The following is an 18717-nucleotide window of genomic DNA, read 5'->3' as shown; positions in this document are numbered from 1 at the left end:
TCGATAGCGTTGACCGGTACACATCCCTGATGTTGCGAACACTTAAACCCCGGGCGGCATTGCGAGCCCGTTTCTTCGCACACGAACCATCCGGGGCGCGAGCATCCGCCACCCTGCAAGCACGAAGACCCATCGCCACAGACCAGACCATCGTCGCACACTTTGCGAAGACCGTCGGTCGTTGCGTTCGGGTCAACTCCGGGTGTTGTGGGTTCACACTCGCCACGTGCATTGCAAAACGTATCTCCCGGGCAATCCACGCGCGACGTGCATTTGTTTGGCCCGGCTGGCGCGCACCGTGTGCCGCCCGCGACGCAGCGTTCAAACGGGCCGCAGGTTCGCCCACCGCCGCAATAGGTTCCGCCCAACGGTATACAGTGGCCGTCAAAGCTGCATCTCTGCGCGCCTGAACAGCAGCGAAAACCGCATTTGAATTGCCCGGGCCTGCATTGGCCGTCCCGGTCAAAGAGCTGCGCAAAAGCTGGGCCGCCGAGCATGCCCAGCAGCAAGAAAACAAAAAGGAATCGAAACAGCACAATCATGAATGTCTTGATGGTCGGTGCGATGAACGGCCCGATCAAGGCCTATTCGCTTTCCCTCGGACAAAAGCTGGTTAGATTGAGGGTTATGGAATCGGTTATGGACTATCACACTGCGCGGGCGCTGCTGGATTGGCAGATAGAACTGGGCGCGACGGACGCGATCGGTGATACACCGGTGGACCGGTACGCGCTGCCTGATACAACGCCCAAGGTCAAAAAAGCCACTATATCCCAAGCCGCACCGGAAAAGCCCAAGCACGTGGACCCGGTTGCAGTTGCGAAGGCGGTGGCGCAAAGCTCCGGGTCGCTTGATCAGCTGCGCGCGGCAATGGACGGGTTCGAGCTTTGCGAGCTGAAGCGCGGCGCGCGGCAACTGGTCTTTGCCGATGGGACACCCGGCGCGCGGGTCATGATCATCGGCGAAGCACCGGGCCGCGAAGAAGACCGCGAGGGCAAGCCATTTGTCGGACGCGCGGGGCAATTGCTGGACCGGATGCTGGCAGCGATTGATCTGGATCGTAAACAGAACGTCTATATCACCAATGTCCTGCCGTGGCGGCCGCCGCAGAACCGAGACCCCAAGCCGGAAGAGATCGGGATGATGAAACCCTTCCTCGAACGGCATGTCGCATTGGCCAAACCCGAAGTTCTGGTGATCATGGGCAATATCAGCTGTCAGGCGGTTTTGGGCAAACGTGGCATCACACGGCTGCGCGGACAATGGGAACAGGCGCTGGGCTTGCCGGCCATCCCGATGTTCCACCCCGCCTACTTGCTGCGCCAACCACAGATGAAGCGCCACGCCTGGGCGGATCTTCTGGAGTTACAAGCCTGGTTGGAGGGCAAGTGATGCGCGTCATGGCTTTTTCGGACCTGCACATGGCCCGCTCGCGCGCGGCTGAGATCGTCGCGGCAAGCGCAGAGGCCGATCTTGTGATCGGGGCTGGCGATTTCTGCAATATGCGGCAGGGGCTGGATCAAGCGATGGCGATGCTATCTGGCATCACAGCGCCTTTCGTCATCGTGCCCGGCAATGCAGAAAGTGTGCAGGACCTGACCGAGGCTGCACCCGAGGGCGGCCATGTACTGCACGGCACCGGTATGACGCTGGATGGTCTGCGGCTGTTCGGTCTGGGGTATGGCGTACCCGTTACACCTTTTGGTGACTGGTCATGTGATTTGACCGAGGCCGAAGCCGCTGAGCTGCTGGAGCGTTGCGAAGCTGCGGATATCCTCATTTCGCATTCTCCGCCAAAAGGGTATGGCGATGTTACATCCATGGGTGATGCGGTGGGGTCAGTTGCTGTGCGGGATGCGGTGGAACGCCTGCAGCCACAATACGCGTTTTGCGGACATATCCACGACAGTTGGGGCTATCGCGGGACTTTGGGCCGTACTCAGGTCGCCAATCTGGGGCCAACGGTAAACTGGTTCGAGGTCTCCATATGATCGAGACGGTCACCCTGCTGGCGTTCGTTCCGGCTGCTCTGGCGCTGAACTTTACCCCGGGCGCGGATATGATGTTCTGTTTGGGTCAGGGGCTGCGGTCTGGTGCCAAACCGGCTTTGGTGGCCAGCGCCGGGATCTCTATTGGCCTGATGGTGCATGTGCTGTTGGCCGGGCTCGGGCTGGGAGCCGTGGTCTCCAGTATGCCGTGGCTGTTCGATGTGATCCGTTGGGTGGGTGTGGCGTATCTGCTGTACCTTGCGTGGGGCGTGATCCGGCACGGGGCGATGACCGCCGAAACACCTGCAAAACCGACACGTTACGCGTTTCGCGACGGAATGGTGGTGAACCTGACCAACCCCAAGGTCATCCTTTTTGTGCTGGCATTTATCCCGCAATTCGTGAACCCCGCCAACGGCCCGATCCTGCCGCAATTTCTGATATTCGGCGTAATCATCGCGCTGGGCGGTTTCGTGGTGAATGGGATGGTTGGCATTTTTGCTGGTGGGGCAGGGAGGGTTCTGATCTCAAACCCGCGCGCCTCACGTATCATGGGCTGGACAACCGGGGGTATCTTCACAGCCCTCGCCGTCCGGCTTGCCATAATGGAAAGGGCCTGACGCCATATGTCGCGCATTGACGAGAGCATTGAATTCATCCCGGTCCGGATCGCCGTTCTGACGGTCTCGGACACACGCTCGCTGGACGAAGATCGTTCTGGCCAAACACTGGTCGACCGGATCGAACGCGCGGGCCATTTGGTGGCGGATCGCAAGATCATCCGGGATGAGCGCGCCGAAATCGCGGCGCAGCTGCGGCTGTGGGTCGGTGATCCTGAAATCGACGTTGTGATTTCGACTGGCGGCACAGGGCTGACCGGCCGTGACGTGACGGTTGAGGCGCATCGGGACGTCTATGAAAAGGAAATCGAGGCGTTCAGCACTGTTTTCACCATTGTATCCATGGAAAAGATCGGTACATCGGCCGTGCAATCGCGCGCGACAGGCGGCGTGGCTCAGGGCACTTATCTGTTTGCGTTACCTGGCAGCCCCGGGGCCTGCAAAGACGCGTGGGACGGGATTTTGGAAAAACAGTTCGATTATCGTCACCGACCCTGCAATTTCGTGGAAATAATGCCCCGATTGGACGAACATCTGCGACGGAAGTAGACTGCACACGCGTATAACTGGTTGAAACCGCTTTGTGGCTTGGCATTTTCCTTTGCCCGGCTACCTTCTGCAGGTGGCAGCCTGATGCGACCGGGGTAAGTGACTGATGCGATTCTTAAGGCAAAGCCTTTTTGGTGTCTTTCTGGCGTTTCTGACGCTGGCACTTCTGTTTGTCGCGGTTCAACTGATCACCAACGCGGTGCAAGAGGCGTTGAATCGGGATAACGCGCCGCCAGAGGCGCGTGAACGTACCTTCGCAGTCAGCGTGCAGCGTGCAGAATTTCAGACAGTTACACCTTACCTCGAAGCCTTTGGCGAGGTGCAAAGCCGTCGCCGGTTGGAACTGCGCGCAGCGCTCGGCGGTCGGGTCATCGCGCTGGCGGACGATTTCGAGGATGGCGGCGTCGTTCAAGCCGGAGAGGTCTTGGTGGAACTTGACCCGGCTGATGCACAATCAGCGCTGGATCGGGCCAAGTCCGATCTCTTGGATGCGCAGTTCGAAGAGCGTGATGCAGAGCGCTCACTGCTCTTAGCACAGGATGAGCTGAACTCGTCCACCGCGCAGGCCGAGTTGCGCGGGCGTGCCTTGCAGCGTCAGAAAGATCTGCAAGGCCGGGGCGTCGGAACACCTGCCGCCGTGGAAGAGGCGGAACTGGCCGAGGCTGCCGCCCAGCAATCCGTTCTGGTCCGCCGCATTGCGCTGGCACAGGCTGAGTCCAGGGTTGACCAGGCTGCCACTTTATTGTCTCGCGCCCGCATCGCGCTGGAGGCCGCAGAACGTGATCTGGACGACATGACGGTTCGCGCGGGGTTCGACGGGACATTGACCGATGTTTCACTGGTTGAAGGACGGTTGGTATCGGCCAATGAAAAACTGGCGGAACTAGTGGATCCCAACGCGTTGGAGGTCGCTTTCCGTGTCTCGACTGCACAATATGTGCGCTTGTTGAACGCTGACGGCACGTTGATCGACGCTCCTGTAACCGTTTCGCTTGAGGTGACGGGAACTGATCTGACGGCCAAGGGGCGTATCAGCCGTGACAGCGGCTCGGCGGGTGAAGGGCAGACAGGTCGCCTGATTTACGCGCGGCTGGATGATGCGCCGGGCTTCAAACCGGGTGATTTCGTGACTGTTACTGTCGAAGAGCAGCCATTGGACAACGTGGTGCGACTGCCGGCATCGGTTCTCGACTCAGTTGGCACCGTTTTGGTGCTTGGCGCGGATGACCGGCTTGAGGTTCTGCCGGTGCAACTGATCCGCCGTCAAGGGGACGAGGTCTTGCTGCGAGGAGACGGGCTGGCCGGGCGTGAGGTTGTTGTTGGCCGGACACCTTTGTTGGGTGGCGGGGTCCGGGTGCGGCCATTGCGGGTTGAGGCCAGTGCCGACCCCGACATGGTTGAACTGTCTGACGAGTTGCGCGCGCAACTGGTGGCGCAGGTCGAGGCAAGCGACCATATGCCCAACGACATGAAGGCGCGGGTTCTGGGCCAGTTGAACGAGGTCAAGGTTCCCGCCTCTTTGGTGCGCAGCATCGAGACGCGGGCCGGAGGGTAAGCGCGATGATGCGCAAAATCCCCGGCGCGGCGGGTGGAATTCTCAGCTACTTCACCCGGCATCGCACGGTGGCCAACCTTCTTCTGCTGCTGATGCTGGTTCTGGGCGCGGCGGCGATCCCCGCGATGCGCGCGCAATTCTTCCCCGATGTGATACTTGAGCGCGTGGACGTTCGGGTCTCGTGGGAAGGAGCGGGACCAGAAGATGTGGATAGCGGCATCGTTCAGCTTCTGGAGCCGGAGCTGCTTGCAGTGGAAGGCGTGACCGACACGACCGCGACCTCGCGCGAGGGGTCTGCCCACATCCGTCTTGAGTTCGAGCCTAACTGGGATATGTCGCGGGCGGTGGACGAGGTCAGAACCGCTGTCGATGGTGTCACCAACCTGCCGGAAGATGCCGAAGAGCCAACGATCCGGCGCGGTGCGTGGCGCGATCGGGTTACGGATGTGGTTGTCACCGGCCCTGTCGACCCGGATCAATTGGCCAAGTTCACGGATGAACTTATCAATCGTCTGTTCGCGGCCGGAGTGACCCGCACCACGATCCGGGGTCTTGCCGCGCCGCGCGTGGTGGTCGAGGTGCCAACGGCACAGTTGATCGCCAATGACATCACCCTATCCGAAATTGCCCAAGCCATAGCGGCCGAAGCGATCACCAACCCGGCCGGAGATGTCACAGGGGCCAACGCACGCATCCGCACCGGTACGGAAAAGCGCACCCCTGAAGAGATCGAAAGCATCGCGCTGCGTAACTTTGCCGATGGATCGAAACTTTATGTGGGCGATGTAGCCGAGATCAGGGTTGAGGGCGTCAACCGTAACCGCAGCTATTATGTAGGCGAAAACCCGGCCATGTCGGTGCGCGTGGACCGCTCGAACTTGGGTGACGCGATCAAGGTCCAGCAGACGGTTGAAGATGTGGTCGCCGAAATGCAGGCCAGCCTGCCCGAAGGCGTTACGGCCGAGCTGATCCGAACACGCGCCCAAGCCATCACCGACCGTCTGGATATTCTGGTCGACAATGGGCTGGTGGGTCTGGGGCTTGTGGTTTGTTTGCTGTTTCTGTTTTTGAACGCTCGTATCGCCTTCTGGGTGGCGGCGGGTATTCCTGTGGCGATGTCAGCCGCCATTGCGTTCATGTATATTGGCGGGTTGTCGATCAACATGGTCTCGCTGTTCGGACTGATCATCACGCTGGGTATAGTTGTGGACGATGCCATTGTCGTAGGGGAACATGCGGATTTCCGTGCCCGGCGGCTGGGCGAAGCGCCAGTCGTGGCCGCTGAACGGGCAGCGCAGCGCATGGCGATGCCGGTCTTTGCCGCCACGCTGACCACCGTGATCGCGTTTTTCGGGCTAACCGCAATTGGTGGCCGGTTCGGAGAGTTGATCTATGACATCCCTTTCACTGTTATCGCGGTTCTGATCGCCTCGTTGATCGAGTGCTTCCTGATCCTGCCCAACCACATGGCCCACGCGATTAAGCACTCTGCCAAGGAACACTGGTACGACTTGCCCAATCGCGTGGTCAATCGCGGTTTCCGTTGGGTGCGGGATACGCTGTTTCGACCGTTGATCGCTTGGGTCGTCCGAGCGCGATACGTGGTTGTAGCGATCATGGTGGTGATACTGTCCAGCCAGATTGCCCTGTTTATCAAGGGCGACGTGAACTGGCGCTTTTTCAATGCACCCGAACAGGGATCGGTGACGGGGAACTTCATCATGGTCGAAGGCGCGACCCGTGATGACACGCTTGCCATGATGCGTCAGCTGCAGGTGGCGGTTGAAGAAATGGGCCAAATTTACGAAGAGCGCCACGGCCGCAACCCAATCGAATATGTTCTGGCCGAGGTCGGGGGTACCGCTGGTCGCGGTCTGTCCGCCGCCGATGGCAAGGATACCGACCTGCTGGGCGGGATCTCGGTTGAGTTGATCGACGCCGATCTGCGCCCTTATTCCAGTTTTGAATTTGTGGCTGATTTGCGGGATCACGTGCCCCGCCACCCGAAGGTCGAACTGCTCAGTTTCCGTGGCTGGCGGTCTGGTCCCGGTGGGGATGCGATCGACGTGCAACTCTCTGGTGCCGATCTGGACGCGTTAAAACAGGCATCTGAGGATTTGCAGACAGAACTGTCGAAATACCCAGAAGTTTCGGCGCTTGAAGACAACCTCGCCTATGACAAGGAAGAGTTCATTCTGGACCTGACTGCGAAAGGTGAGGCGCTGGGCTTCCGGATCGAAATGTTGGGCCGCGTGCTGCGGGATCGGCTCAACGGTATCGAGGCCGCGACGTTCCCTGATGGCCCGCGCAGTGCCGAAATACGTGTCGAACTACCCGAAAACGAACTGACCGCTGATTTCCTTGAGCGTACACTGATGCGCACCCCAGACGGTGTTTATGTGCCCTTGGCCGACATCGTGTCAGTTGAACGGAAAGCGGGATTTTCAAGCATCCGACGCGAAAACGGGCTGCGGGTTTTGACAGTGAACGGAGACATTTCAGAGGATGATCCGGCCCGCGCTGCTGAGATTGAGCGCGCTATGGGCGAAGAGATTTTGCCCAAGATCGCATCCGAGCGGCAAGTCGAATGGCAGATGTCAGGCCTGAGCGAGCAGGAGAATGAATTCCTGTCCGAGGCGCGCACAGGGCTGATCCTGTGCCTGACAGGTATATATCTTGTTCTGGCCTGGGTCTTTGCCAGCTGGACGCGGCCCGTGGTGGTGATGGCGATCATTCCTTTTGGGTTGGTGGGCGCGATCTGGGGGCATTACATCTGGGATGTGCCGCTGAGCATGTTCACCGTGATCGGCCTGCTGGGGATGACCGGGATTATTATCAACGACTCGATCGTGCTGGTAACGACCATCGATGGCTACCAGCAGGAGCGCGGGCTGGTGCCTTCGATTGTCGAGGGCACGGCAGACCGTTTGCGTCCGGTGATGTTGACGACACTCACAACAGTTCTGGGGCTGACGCCGTTGCTATACGAAAGCTCCACGCAGGCGCAGTTTCTCAAACCCACGGTGATCACGTTGGTCTATGGGTTGGGCTTCGGAATGTTGCTGGTGCTATTGCTGGTGCCTGCGCTGCTGGCCATATTGAATGACCTGTCGCGCCCGATGACAGCAATGCGTCGCGCGTTGCGTGCGCCGGATCGCGTGGTGCAGGGCGCGGTGGCGGCTACGGCGCTTGCGCTGTTGGTCTGGTTCGGCGTGACTATGATCTGGCCTGCGATAGCTGGCACGCCGTTCGGCCTGCTTTCGGCGCTATACGGAGGCGCCGAGAGTGTCGTGGCCCTGCAAATGGGGCTAGGGGCGTTTGTTGCTGGGGCCGTACCGATCCTGTTGGTCAGCTTTGTACTGTCCGGTCTGTTGTATGTACGGCTACGGGGGCGGGCAGTTTAGGACTGACGCAGCGCGGTTTCCAGCAGGTCGGCGACACGATTGCTCATGGGCAGATCACCTTGCCTGATCCGTCCAACCGGGAACCAGCGAGCGTCCTGCGCGTCATCTCCGGCCAAGGGCGTGCCCGATCGGTATTGGCAGGCGACCCCGACCAGCAAATAGTGTGATTGCACGCTGCCCTGATCGTCGTGGAGCAGTAAATCCAGGTTATCGAGGTAGTGCAGCGGCTCGGCGATGATCGAGGTTTCCTCATGCAATTCCCGCTGTGCAGCCTGCATGACAGTCTCACCCCATTCGACATGACCGCCGGGAAAACCCCAAAGTCCTGCATCAGGTTGCTTGCTGCGCTGCACAAGTAGGACCCGGGCATTGTGCACCACGACGGCAAGCGCGCCGATCTTCGGAGTTTTCTGCATGCCTCAGCCCGCGCTGCATCCCTGAATGTCGACCGCGTGATTGGCACCCAGAACCGTGATCCGAATGTCAGATCGGTCCAAGGCAAAAGACCTGCCCGCGGCGCTGATCACCTCGGATTTGGCAACCAGCGTGTCGCCGTGGCGTGTCGTCTCGGGCTGAGAAGTCCACAATGCCGGATCGCCCGGCTCAATCACGGCAACTTCGCGTCCACCGGCCGAGGGCATAGTAACGCGGGCTTCGATTTGCATGCCATCCGCCGTAGGGGTCAGGTGGCAGCTGGCGGCAGAAACGCGCGCCTCTTTTGCCGAGAAGGGACGCTGCGCCAGCGCAGCGGCGATTGCCGGGTTGCGCGCAGCATTGGCGTCCAGCATATGGTCGAAATCCAAACGTTCGGGAATGCAGACATCCTTGCAGACGCCCAAATCCATGTCCCCGCGAAGCCGCACAGGTTTAGCCGGATTGCGGGGGGTGATTTCAACTGGCAGCACCAGTTGATTGGCGTAGCCGATGGACTGTAGCCCGTTTTGGACAAACACCTCGGGTGCGGGCCAGGTGATCGACACGTCACCCACATTCTGTGAACTCTGCCAGTCAAACTGCGGTGGAATGCCCGCATCGCCGGGCGCGCGCCAATAGGTTTTCCACCCATCCTGCAACGTCAACCTGAGCGCGCCAAGATAGGTGCCACTGGCCGTACGTCCGCCATCAAGAATATCCAGTTGCACAACGCCGTCCACCCGCTGCGCTTGCGCAGGGGCGTTCAGCATGACATAGGCGGTCAGCGCGACTGCAGTCGACTTAAGAAAACGCTTCATACGTAATAAATGCGCGCTTTCGACCGTGATTCCAAGTCACGTTCCGGTCACATGGATGAAATCTGGCGAAATGTGGCTTGATCCCTTGCCAATCCCCACATGCCGGGGCCATTGTTGAAAGGGGACGAAGCGAGAGTCAAAATTCAATGGACCTGACTGGAAAACTGTTGATTGCGATGCCCGGCATGGGTGACCCGCGCTTCGATCACTCGGTTGTTTTCATTTGCAGCCATGGTGATGAAGGGGCGATGGGGCTGATTGTGAACAAGCCATCGGATTTGCGGATCAAAACCCTGCTGAGCCAGCTGAATATCGCTTGCCGCATCCCTGTCGTGGGTGAACGTCTGGTGCATTTCGGTGGGCCGGTCGAGATGTCGCGCGGCTTTGTCCTGCACAGCGCCGATTATGAGGCTAACCTGCATTCGATGCAGATTTCAGATGATTTCAGCATGACAGCAACTCTGGACATACTCGAGGATTTGGCCTCGGGGAGGGGGCCTTTGAATTCGACGCTGGCGCTGGGCTATTCCGGTTGGGGGCCCGGCCAGTTGGAGGAAGAGATCGCAATGAATGGCTGGCTGACCACTGAGGCGACATCGAAACTTGTGTTTGATGTGCCCGATGATGGCAAGTGGGAAGCCGCACTGGCCACGCTGGGTGTGGATCCGCTAACTTTGTCGGCCAGCGCCGGGCGGGCCTGATCAGGTGTCGCGTGGCGCTGCGGCGCGGCGCAGACGGTCGTTGATGGCCGCACCCAGACCCTGATCCGGTATCGGAGAAACGGCAATTGGGCGGCCTGTCCCGTTCAGCGTGTGCAGAGCCGAGAACAGGTTGGCTGCGGCTTCGTCCAGATCACCCGCCTCTGATAGGTTCAGATCGCACGAGACCGGGCCAAAGCCCAGCAAAACCTCATCACCTTGGGGGCTTTCAGCGTTCAGGCGCACCGGAGCGTCCGGGGCATAGTGTGATTGAAGCTGGCCCGGAGCGGTCAGCAGATCTCCGGCCTGATGCAGGTGCAACCGCGTACCCAGAACGGATTCGATGTCTTCCAGTGCCACACCGCCGGGACGCAGAAGGCTGGGCTCTCCGGCCAGTCCGACGATGGTGGATTCCACACCGACGCCACACGGGCCGTCGTCCAGAATGGCGGCAATGCGACCCCCCAGACCCGCACGTACGTGATCCGCTGTTGTCGGGCTGATCTGACCCGAGGGGTTGGCTGAGGGTGCCGCGACCGGGCCACCGAAGGCAGTCAGCAGCGCCCGTGCGGTGCCGTGTGCCGGTACCCGAACCGCAAGCGTATCCAGCCCGGCTGTCACCAGTGAAGAAATCCGGTGCCCCTCTTTCAACGGTAGAACCATGGTCAGGGGACCGGGCCAGAAAGCCGCGGCCAGTGTCTCGGCCTGGTCGGACCATTGCACGAAACGGCGTGCCGCCTCAGCAGATGACACATGCGCGATCAGGGGATTGAAACTGGGTCGACCCTTGGCTGCGTAGATGCTGGCCACGGCCCTGCCATTGCATGCGTCTCCCCCCAGCCCATAAACCGTTTCGGTGGCAAAGGCGACCAACAGGCCTTGTCGCAGCAGGTCAGCCGCCTGCGCGATTCCGTCGGGATCGGCGGACAAGTCCAAAGTGCCGTTAGGGATCATATCTGGTGACGCCGCGTTTTGATTGCGTGTAACATGGGTCCGGTTAGGTATTCACTGAACACCGGATGCATAAAGGTGAGTGTTGGATTTTCCAACCCCAACCGCGAAAACACGCCAAACAAACCCGAGGGAAGACATGCCATACCGTGCCCCCATCTCCGACTACGAAGTGTTGTTCCGCCACGTTGTGGGATTCGATCAGATCGCGGCGACCGAAAAATTCTCGGACGCCAGTGAAGATGTGGTCAGCGCGATCCTGGCAGAGGCAGGCAAATTGAGCGAAGAGGTTATGGCCCCCTTGCAGCGTCCGGGTGATCTTGAGCCTGCGCGTCTGGAAAACGGTGTGATGCGAACATCTCCGGGCTATGCTGACGGCTGGAAGGCAATTGCCGAAGGCGGTTGGGTCGGCATGAGCGGCGACCCGGAATATGGCGGCATGGGCCTGCCGATGACTCTGACCACGGCGGTGAATGAGATGATGTCGGCGGCCTGCTTGTCCTTACAACTTGCACCGCTGATGACCCAGGGACAGATCGAGGCACTGGAACACCACGCAAGTGACGCGTTGAAGGCGCTTTACCTGCCCAAGATGATGTCGGGTGAGTGGGCCGGCACGATGAACCTGACCGAGGCGGGCGCGGGCTCGGATGTTGGGGCTCTGACCACGAAGGCCGAAGCAAACGAAGACGGGACCTATTCCGTGACAGGGCAGAAAATCTTTATCTCGTGGGGCGATAATGATTTCACAGAAAATGTCTGCCACCTTGTGCTGGCACGCCTGCCCGATGGGGTGCCCGGAACCAAAGGGATCTCGCTGTTTCTGGTGCCGAAGTTCCTGCCCGATGAGAATGGCAACCCGGGTGTGGCCAACGATCTGAAGGTTGTCTCGGTCGAGCATAAGATGGGCCTGCATGGTTCGCCGACCTGCGTGATGCAGTATGACGGGGCCAAGGGTTGGCTTGTGGGCGAGGAACATGGCGGTATGGCCGCGATGTTTACGATGATGAACAATGCCCGTCTTGGTGTGGGCGGTCAGGGCGTGGGCGCAGCCGAAGGTGCCTATCAGCACGCGCTGGCCTATGCGATGGAGCGCAAGCAGGGCAAGACGCCCTCGGGTACAATTGTGGACCATGCGGATGTGCGTCGGATGCTAATGGGCATGCGCGCCGATACCTTTGCCGCGCGTGCCATCATGCTGGCCAATGCGGCTGCGATTGATATGGCGAATGCCACTGGGGATGCCGAATGGAAGGCCAGGGCCGCATTGCTGACGCCGATCTGCAAGGCCTTCGGGACAGAGACAGGGATACGCGTGGCTGAGACCGGCGTGCAGGTTCACGGCGGCATGGGGTTTGTTGAAGAAACCGGCGCTGCGCAATACTACCGTGATGTCCGCGTGACGGCGATTTACGAGGGCACCAACGGCGTTCAGGCCATGGACCTTGTTGCACGCAAGATGATGGATGGGGGGGAGGCCGCCTCGCGCCTTCTGGATGAGATCGAGGACCACGCCGAACAGGCTCGTGCCACTATGCCGGATCTGGCTGGCCCGGTTTGGGAGGCCACCGAGAGCCTGCGCGAAACAACCGAGTGGATCGTGGCACAGTCTGACATGAACGCGCGGTTCGCTGGTGCGGTGCCCTATCTGCACGCCTTTGCCCGTGTTCTGGGCGCGCACTATCACCTAAAGGCGGCGCTGACCGATCCCAGTGGTCCGCGCTTTAAACTGGCGCGTTACTACATCAATGCGCTGCTGCCGGAACATACCGGTCTGCTGGTACAGGTGCAGAATGGTGCGGATGACCTATATGCACTCAGCGTTGAGGAACTGGCAGCGTAATGGACGGAAATACCCCCTTGGCGATCCGATACCCGTGGCCTGACCCTCCGGCAGAGGGTGAGGCGGTTGAGATAGCCCAAGGTGTGCTGTGGATGCGCTTGCCGCTGCCCATGGCACTGGACCACGTCAATGTCTTTGCGCTGGACGACGGTGATGGATGGACGGTGATCGATACGGGGATGTCTTCCAAAAAGACACGCCGGATCTGGGAGTCGCTGATGGCTGGGCCTTTGGGTGGCAAGCCGATCACCCGGATTGTCGTAACGCATCACCATCCCGACCATATCGGCAATGCGGGATGGTTCCAGTCCGAGCATGGAGCGGAACTGGTCACAACCCGCACGGCGTGGCTGTTCGCGCGCATGTTGCAACTGGATGTGCAGGAAAGCTGGCCGCAGGAAACTCTGGATTACTATCGCAGTGCCGGGATGGATGCTGAATTCCTGGCCAAACGGATGACGCAGCGGCCATTCAACTTCTGTGACACCGTTTACCCGATGCCGTTGGGGTTTACCCGGATCAAACAGGGCAGCGTGATCCGTATGGGCGGGCGGGATTGGGACGTGCACATGGGCAACGGCCATGCCCCGGAACATGCTACATTCTGGAGCCGCGACGATGATCTGGTGATCACGGGCGACCAGATCCTCAGCTCAATCAGCCCCAATCTGGGGGTCTATGTCACTGAACCGATGGCGGATCCAGTGGCTGAATGGCTAGAAGCCTGTGAACGGTTGAAAGAACTGGCCCGGCCTGAACAACTGGCACTGGGCGGGCATAAGCTGCCCTTCACCGGTCTTCCTATCCGGATGAAGCAGCTGATCGAAAATCATCATAGCGCGTTGGAGCGGTTACAGGATTTTCTGGACACACCCAAAACCGCGGCCGCGTGTTTTACCCCTCTGTTCAAACGCCAGATCGGCGAAGGGGAGTATGGGCTTGCGCTGGTCGAAGCGGTTGCACACCTGAATCATCTCTACCACATTGGAATTGTCACCCGCACACGGCGCGCGGATGGGGCGTGGGAATTTCAGCGCAAAAGGTAGAGCGATGCAGGACAAAATCGAAACGTCGGCCGAAGCTGCAGAGGCTGCGGCCTTGCCTCGGTGCTATGAAGTGCATGCAAGCCCGAACGCCGAATCCGGTGCAAAGGATCTGCCCGGACAATTGAAAAAACCTGTCGCCAGCAAAAGCCCGGCACAATGGGCTTATGAGCGGCTGATCCTCTACATTCAGAACTTCGAAAAGACACTGGACGCAGATCACGAGGTCGCCATGGGATTTACCGGGGGTGACGCCGGTGTGATGCGGATCGAAGGGATGGGGTATTTTGATCCCGATATCATCACATTTTACGGCTCGGACGCGACCGGGGCACGGACCCAGTTGGTGCAGCATGTCAGCCAGTTGAACGTGATGCTGCGCGCATTGCCCAAATCCGTTCAGGACAAGCCCGCCAATCGCATCGGGTTCCGGCTGGCGGCGGATTTGGAAGAAACCTGATCCGCTGACTTGCAATTCACGTCTTCGCAGACTTGAATGAGTTAGTCATTCCAGGGGGCCTCACGTGTCCAGTTTTACAACCGTTTCAACCGCCTATAAGGGTGCGTGGGCACGTCGCCGCGTGTTCGTGCCCATCTATCTTGTTATGCGTCTGTTGTTGATCGCCTTGATCGCGCCGGGTGTGGCGATCACGGTCAACCTTGCGGTGTTGCTGTCGAACCAGACCGCTGTCACCGATCAGGCCATCGCCGCGTTCATCCTGTCACCTGCCGGGTTTGTTGCCGCCGTTGTGGTTCTCAGCCTGTTTCTTCTGGCCGAGGTGTTTGTCTTTTCCGTCATGGCTGGGTCGTTGCGAATGAAAGACCGTGACCCGTGGCGCGCTGGCAGCTCTGCCATCGGTCTGATCTTGTCCCGATTGCCGTCGCTTTTTGGTTTTGCGGTACGATTTGTGCTGCGTATTCTGGTGTTGGTGCTGCCATTTGCCGTTGTGGCTGCGGTGATCGCGTGGTGGACGCTGACTGAATACGATATCAATTACTACCTCACGTTCCACCCGCCATCCTTCTGGGTGGCCGTCGTACTGATTGGCGCGGTGCTTCTGGTGATGGCTTGGGTGCTGATCAGGCGCCTTTCGGCTTGGGCGCTGTCGTTGCATCTGGTGCTGTTCGAAAACGTCCACCCTGCAAGTGCTTTCCACATCAGCGCGCTTCGGATGGAGGGTAAGCGCGGGCGTCTGAAAGTCGAACTGGCTGTGTGGTTGATCGTACGGCTTGTGATCGCGGCCCTGATCGCTTGGGTGGCAGGAATGCTTTTCGATTTTGTGCCGCTGCAAGGCACCAATCACCTGCGTTTGGCGCTGACATACTTTTTGGTGATTGCTGGGCTTTGGACGTTGGCCGGATTGATTCTGGCCGCCACTGCCCTTGGGGCTTTGGCGATACTGCTGGACGGTTTCTTTGAGATTAAAACATCAGAACCCCCGCACCCCGAGCCGCGCCGCCTGCAGACACAGTTGTTTACGGCGGTTGGCTTGGCACTGGCTGCTTTGCTGATTGGGGGTTGGTTCGGGCAGCACTTGCTGGAGCGCATACAGGCACCGGACCGTGCCGAGGTCATCGGTCACCGGGGGGCTGCCGCACTGCGGCCCGAAAACACGATGGCATCCGTACGCAAGGCGATCGAGGATGGCGCGGATTGGGTCGAAATCGATGTGCAAGAAACGGCGGATGATGTGGTTATCGTAGCCCATGACAGTGATTTCATGAAGCTGGCAGGTGTTGATCTCAAGGTTTGGGATGCGACGATGGAAGACATCGCCCAGATCGATATCGGTAGCTGGTACGGCCCCGAATACGCCGAGGAACGGACGCCGACGCTGCGCGACGTGCTTGAGGCCGCGAAAGGGAAATCCAAGGTCATAATTGAGCTGAAGTATTACGGCCACGATGTCGATCTGGAAAACCGCGTCGCGGCCCTTGTCGAAGAGATAGGGATGCAGGACGACATTGCCACCATGTCGCTGAAATATCCGGCCGTGCAAAAGATGAAGTCCATCCGTCCCGATTGGCGCGCTGGTGTTCTGGCAGCAACGGCCATTGGTGACCTGACCGGGCTGGAAGGCGATTTTGTGGCCGTCAACGCTGCGATGGCGACGCCAAGGCTTGTGCGCTCGGTTCAACAAGCAGGAAAGGACATTTACGTCTGGACCGTCAACGACCCCCTGCAGATGTCAGCCATGGCCTCAATGGGCGTGGATGGTCTGATCACTGACCGCCCGGCGATGGCCAACGAGGTTTTACGGGTGCGAGCGGGAATGGGTCCGGCAGAGCGGTTGCTTCTGTGGCTTGCGACCACCTTCGGTATGTCCGTCGATACACAGGCAATGCGCGATGCAAGCCCATAGCCTGGTGGTTGCTGTAATGCTGACGGCTGCACCGGCTTTGGCGCAGGATTTTATGCGCACGATTGAGATGCCAGCGCATCGCGCTTTGTTTGCGCAAAAGGGTGAGGCCGCTCCGATTCCTTTTGAAACGGACGGGTGTTCCGGCGGTCTGTCTACCAGTTGGCGCTTTGTGGCCGAGACCTTCCCAAAGTTCCGCGCGCTGTATGAGGCGCATCCCCCTTGGGAATACTGCTGCGTGACACATGACCGCGCCTATCACAATGCAGGCGGGGCGTCGCAGGCCGATGACAGTTTTGAGGCGCGCATGGCAGCAGACGATGCCCTGCTCAACTGCGTCAAACAGCACGGCGAGGACTATGCCGAAGACTATGCCGAGCGCTATGACATGACGCCCGACCAGATTCGGACCGCTCATTCCCTTACTGCCGAGGCAATGTTCGCAGCGGTCCGTTTGGGCGGTGGCCCGTGTTCCGGCCTGCCATGGCGATGGGGGTTCGGATATCCTGGGTGCTCGGTACTCGGACCGCTGGCCCCTGCGCCCGAATGACGTGGTGACAGCCTTCGGATTTTCGATTATTCAACACTTCAAACACGCGAACTAGGAATCTTTTTCTCATGGTTGAACACAAGCACGGCAACATGGACATCAACGTTCAAACCAAAACCTTCAACGGGTTTGTCAAGGCCATCACGTGGTGTGTGGTCGCAATTGCCATCCTCTGCCTGTTTCTGGCGGTCTTTGCCTCTTAACTGAAAAAACGGGGTAGACCGTGATCAGGATTTTGCTTGTCTGCCTGTTGGCGGTGACTGTGGCTGGATGCACCGGATCGCAGCGGCCACAGGCGGATCAGTCCGAGATTTCAGCCCGATCCTACCGGGACCCGGGTCCGTCAACGCTGACGCTTTACACAATGATCAATACCCGAACTGGGTCGGGCGCGCACACGTCGCTTATGATCAGCGGCAGCGAACGCGTAATTTTTGACCCGGCAGGATCGTTCCGGGCGGATATCGTTCCGGTGAAGAACGATGTGCTGTATGGGATTACCCCGGCCGTGGAACGTGCCTATCGCAGCAGCCACGCGCGGGAAACGCACTATGCGCGTATCCAGACGGTAGAAGTCTCTCCGCAACAGGCCGAACTCGCTTTGCAACTGGCCAAGCAAATGGGGCCAGTGGCAGGCGCATTCTGCGCAAATTCTACCGCACAGCTTTTGCAGCAAGTCCCCGGCTTCGAGCGAATCGGGACCACGTTTTACCCCATCAGTCTGTCTGACCAGTTCGCGCAGTTGCCGGGTGTCGAAACTGCAGAGTACCGAGAATTCGACGACGCCGACTTGCAACAGGGGCTGGCATTTAACAACGCCCGTCTCAATGAGTTGGACGCGACATCATCCCAATAGGTACAGCAACCCATACAACGTACCAGCACCGGTAAAGATTGCCGCAAGCACGTTCTTCGTGATCAACCCGACAACCAGCGCAACCGTGGCCGCAGCCATGCGGCTGGTGTCCGGTTGACCCTCGGTTGCGGTTGGCCAGACCACCAGCGGGGCAATCAATGCAGGCAGGATCGCCACCGCAGTATAACGAAGATGGCGCAGAACCCATGGCGGCATAGGACGGTCGCCGACCAGCCCGATAAACAGGAACCGCAGTCCGTAACTGCCAAGCGCCAGCCCGACGATGATGACCCACATGGTGACTGTGTCGACAGAACTCATGACAATGCTTCTTTTTTAAGCGTCCACAATTCAGCCTGTGCCCCGGCCATCATGCCCGCGCATCCTGCGATCAGCAGACCAAGGTTATAAGGCACAGCAACCGTCAACAGCGACACGGTGATCGCCACGAGTGCCGTAATGACATGAGGCATGGTGCGCAGCATCGGGCCAATCATGGCCAGAAAAGTGATCGGCAGCGCGAAATCCAGCGCCCAGCTTTCGGGGATTTGCGTACCCAGCACCGCTCCCAGAAACGTGGCCAACATCCACAATGGTGTGATCGGTGTGACCGAGCCAAAGAAGTAGGCCATGCGTTGGGGCATGGTCATCTGTGGCTCTTTCTCGAACCGAACGATGCTGCAGGCATAGGACTGGTCCACGATCAGATAAGCGGCGAATGCCCTTTGCCATAACGGTGCCGCCCCAAGGTAAGGCGTAAGTGAGGCTGAATACATTGCCATGCGCAGATTTACCGCCAGTGCCGACGCCAGAATGATCACGGTGGGCGTATTGTCCTGCAGCAATTGCAGCGCCGCGAACTGCGCGGCCCCGGCAAAAACGGTGGCAGTGAATGCCATCGTCTGAACGATGGTCAGCCCGGTTTCGGTTGCAAAGACCCCAAACAGGGTACCGAAGGGGATAGCGACGAAGATAAACGGGGTGCCGTCGCGAAAACCCTTCCAATAGTATGACTTGGATGTGGTGCTTGCCATGTCTTGATCCTATGGTGTTGGCCGCAGCAGTATC

Annotated in this window: 19 protein-coding genes; 14 read left to right on the top strand and 5 right to left on the bottom strand. The window is 59.4% G+C overall.

Annotated elements, in window-relative coordinates; all coding sequences use genetic code 11:
* The first annotated feature begins 627 nt into the window (after positions 1-627).
* From AC2FIT_RS10365 to AC2FIT_RS10340, 6 genes are all read left to right on the top strand, one after another.
* Positions 628-1392 (top strand): uracil-DNA glycosylase, encoded by a 765-nt coding sequence (locus AC2FIT_RS10365; protein ID WP_496829270.1) that lies wholly within the window; start codon positions 628-630, stop codon positions 1390-1392.
* On the top strand, positions 1392-1991 hold the full coding sequence (locus AC2FIT_RS10360; RefSeq protein WP_496829156.1) for a metallophosphoesterase family protein: 600 nt from the start codon (positions 1392-1394) through the stop codon (positions 1989-1991). Before AC2FIT_RS10365 ends, AC2FIT_RS10360 begins: the two co-directional genes overlap by 1 nt.
* Positions 1988-2608: a LysE family translocator gene (locus tag AC2FIT_RS10355; RefSeq protein ID WP_496829154.1), complete on the top strand. Its 621-nt coding sequence runs from the start codon at positions 1988-1990 to the stop codon at positions 2606-2608. The genes AC2FIT_RS10360 and AC2FIT_RS10355 overlap by 4 nt, the downstream gene beginning before the upstream one ends.
* 6 nt (positions 2609-2614) lie before the next feature.
* Positions 2615-3157 carry a molybdenum cofactor biosynthesis protein B gene (gene moaB, locus AC2FIT_RS10350; RefSeq protein ID WP_496829152.1) on the top strand — a complete coding sequence of 181 codons (543 nt, stop codon included), beginning with the start codon at positions 2615-2617 and terminating at the stop codon, positions 3155-3157.
* A 106-nt stretch (positions 3158-3263) separates the two neighbouring features.
* Complete coding sequence (locus tag AC2FIT_RS10345; protein WP_496829150.1) at positions 3264-4712, top strand: efflux RND transporter periplasmic adaptor subunit; 1449 nt, start codon at positions 3264-3266, stop codon at positions 4710-4712.
* Positions 4713-4717: 5 nt separating this feature from the next.
* Complete coding sequence (locus AC2FIT_RS10340; protein ID WP_496829148.1) at positions 4718-8116, top strand: efflux RND transporter permease subunit; 3399 nt, start codon at positions 4718-4720, stop codon at positions 8114-8116.
* Here AC2FIT_RS10340 and AC2FIT_RS10335 read toward each other — a convergent pair.
* Both AC2FIT_RS10335 and AC2FIT_RS10330 read right to left on the bottom strand, forming a co-directional pair.
* The gene (locus AC2FIT_RS10335; RefSeq protein WP_496829146.1) at positions 8113-8532 is read right to left on the bottom strand and encodes an NUDIX hydrolase; all 420 of its coding nucleotides are present in this window, start codon (positions 8530-8532) and stop codon (positions 8113-8115) included. The two genes, AC2FIT_RS10340 and AC2FIT_RS10335, sit on opposite strands and share 4 nt — an antisense overlap.
* 3 nt (positions 8533-8535) lie before the next feature.
* Entirely contained in the window at positions 8536-9348 is an 813-nt protein-coding gene (locus AC2FIT_RS10330; RefSeq protein ID WP_496829144.1) for a protein-disulfide reductase DsbD domain-containing protein, read from the bottom strand.
* A gap of 146 nt (positions 9349-9494) precedes the next feature.
* Here AC2FIT_RS10330 and AC2FIT_RS10325 point away from each other — a divergent pair, with 146 nt between their 5' ends.
* Positions 9495-10049 (top strand): YqgE/AlgH family protein, encoded by a 555-nt coding sequence (locus AC2FIT_RS10325; protein ID WP_068338016.1) that lies wholly within the window; start codon positions 9495-9497, stop codon positions 10047-10049.
* Here the strand turns inward: AC2FIT_RS10325 and AC2FIT_RS10320 are convergent, their stop codons facing one another.
* Entirely contained in the window at positions 10050-11000 is a 951-nt protein-coding gene (locus AC2FIT_RS10320) for an L-threonylcarbamoyladenylate synthase (RefSeq protein WP_496829142.1), read from the bottom strand.
* Positions 11001-11136: 136 nt separating this feature from the next.
* Here AC2FIT_RS10320 and AC2FIT_RS10315 point away from each other — a divergent pair, with 136 nt between their 5' ends.
* The 7 genes from AC2FIT_RS10315 to AC2FIT_RS10285 all read left to right on the top strand — a co-directional run bounded on the left by AC2FIT_RS10315 (position 11137) and on the right by AC2FIT_RS10285 (position 17649).
* Positions 11137-12840: an acyl-CoA dehydrogenase family protein gene (locus AC2FIT_RS10315; RefSeq protein ID WP_496829140.1), complete on the top strand. Its 1704-nt coding sequence runs from the start codon at positions 11137-11139 to the stop codon at positions 12838-12840.
* Entirely contained in the window at positions 12840-13886 is a 1047-nt protein-coding gene (locus AC2FIT_RS10310; protein ID WP_496829138.1) for an MBL fold metallo-hydrolase, read from the top strand. Before AC2FIT_RS10315 ends, AC2FIT_RS10310 begins: the two co-directional genes overlap by 1 nt.
* A gap of 4 nt (positions 13887-13890) precedes the next feature.
* A complete protein-coding gene (locus AC2FIT_RS10305) occupies positions 13891-14343 on the top strand; it encodes a DUF6173 family protein (RefSeq protein ID WP_224891474.1) in 453 nt (150 codons plus the stop codon).
* A gap of 64 nt (positions 14344-14407) precedes the next feature.
* Positions 14408-16246 (top strand): glycerophosphodiester phosphodiesterase, encoded by a 1839-nt coding sequence (locus tag AC2FIT_RS10300; protein ID WP_496829136.1) that lies wholly within the window; start codon positions 14408-14410, stop codon positions 16244-16246.
* A complete protein-coding gene (locus tag AC2FIT_RS10295; RefSeq protein WP_496829134.1) occupies positions 16233-16793 on the top strand; it encodes a hypothetical protein in 561 nt (186 codons plus the stop codon). Before AC2FIT_RS10300 ends, AC2FIT_RS10295 begins: the two co-directional genes overlap by 14 nt.
* 68 nt (positions 16794-16861) lie before the next feature.
* A complete protein-coding gene (locus tag AC2FIT_RS10290) occupies positions 16862-16996 on the top strand; it encodes an aa3-type cytochrome c oxidase subunit IV (RefSeq protein WP_496829132.1) in 135 nt (44 codons plus the stop codon).
* A 20-nt stretch (positions 16997-17016) separates the two neighbouring features.
* Positions 17017-17649, top strand: coding sequence for a hypothetical protein (locus AC2FIT_RS10285; RefSeq protein WP_496829130.1), 633 nt, complete (start codon positions 17017-17019; stop codon positions 17647-17649).
* Here AC2FIT_RS10285 and AC2FIT_RS10280 read toward each other — a convergent pair.
* Entirely contained in the window at positions 17638-17970 is a 333-nt protein-coding gene (locus AC2FIT_RS10280; protein ID WP_496829128.1) for an AzlD domain-containing protein, read from the bottom strand. The two genes, AC2FIT_RS10285 and AC2FIT_RS10280, sit on opposite strands and share 12 nt — an antisense overlap.
* On the bottom strand, positions 17967-18683 hold the full coding sequence (locus tag AC2FIT_RS10275; RefSeq protein ID WP_496829126.1) for an AzlC family ABC transporter permease: 717 nt from the start codon (positions 18681-18683) through the stop codon (positions 17967-17969). Before AC2FIT_RS10275 ends, AC2FIT_RS10280 begins: the two co-directional genes overlap by 4 nt.
* Between the last annotated feature and the right edge of the window lie 34 nt (positions 18684-18717).

Source organism: Ruegeria sp. YTSA135 (assembly GCF_059610165.1).
Note: the sequence above shows the minus strand (reverse complement) of the source record. Positions and strands in the feature narration are given on the sequence as shown.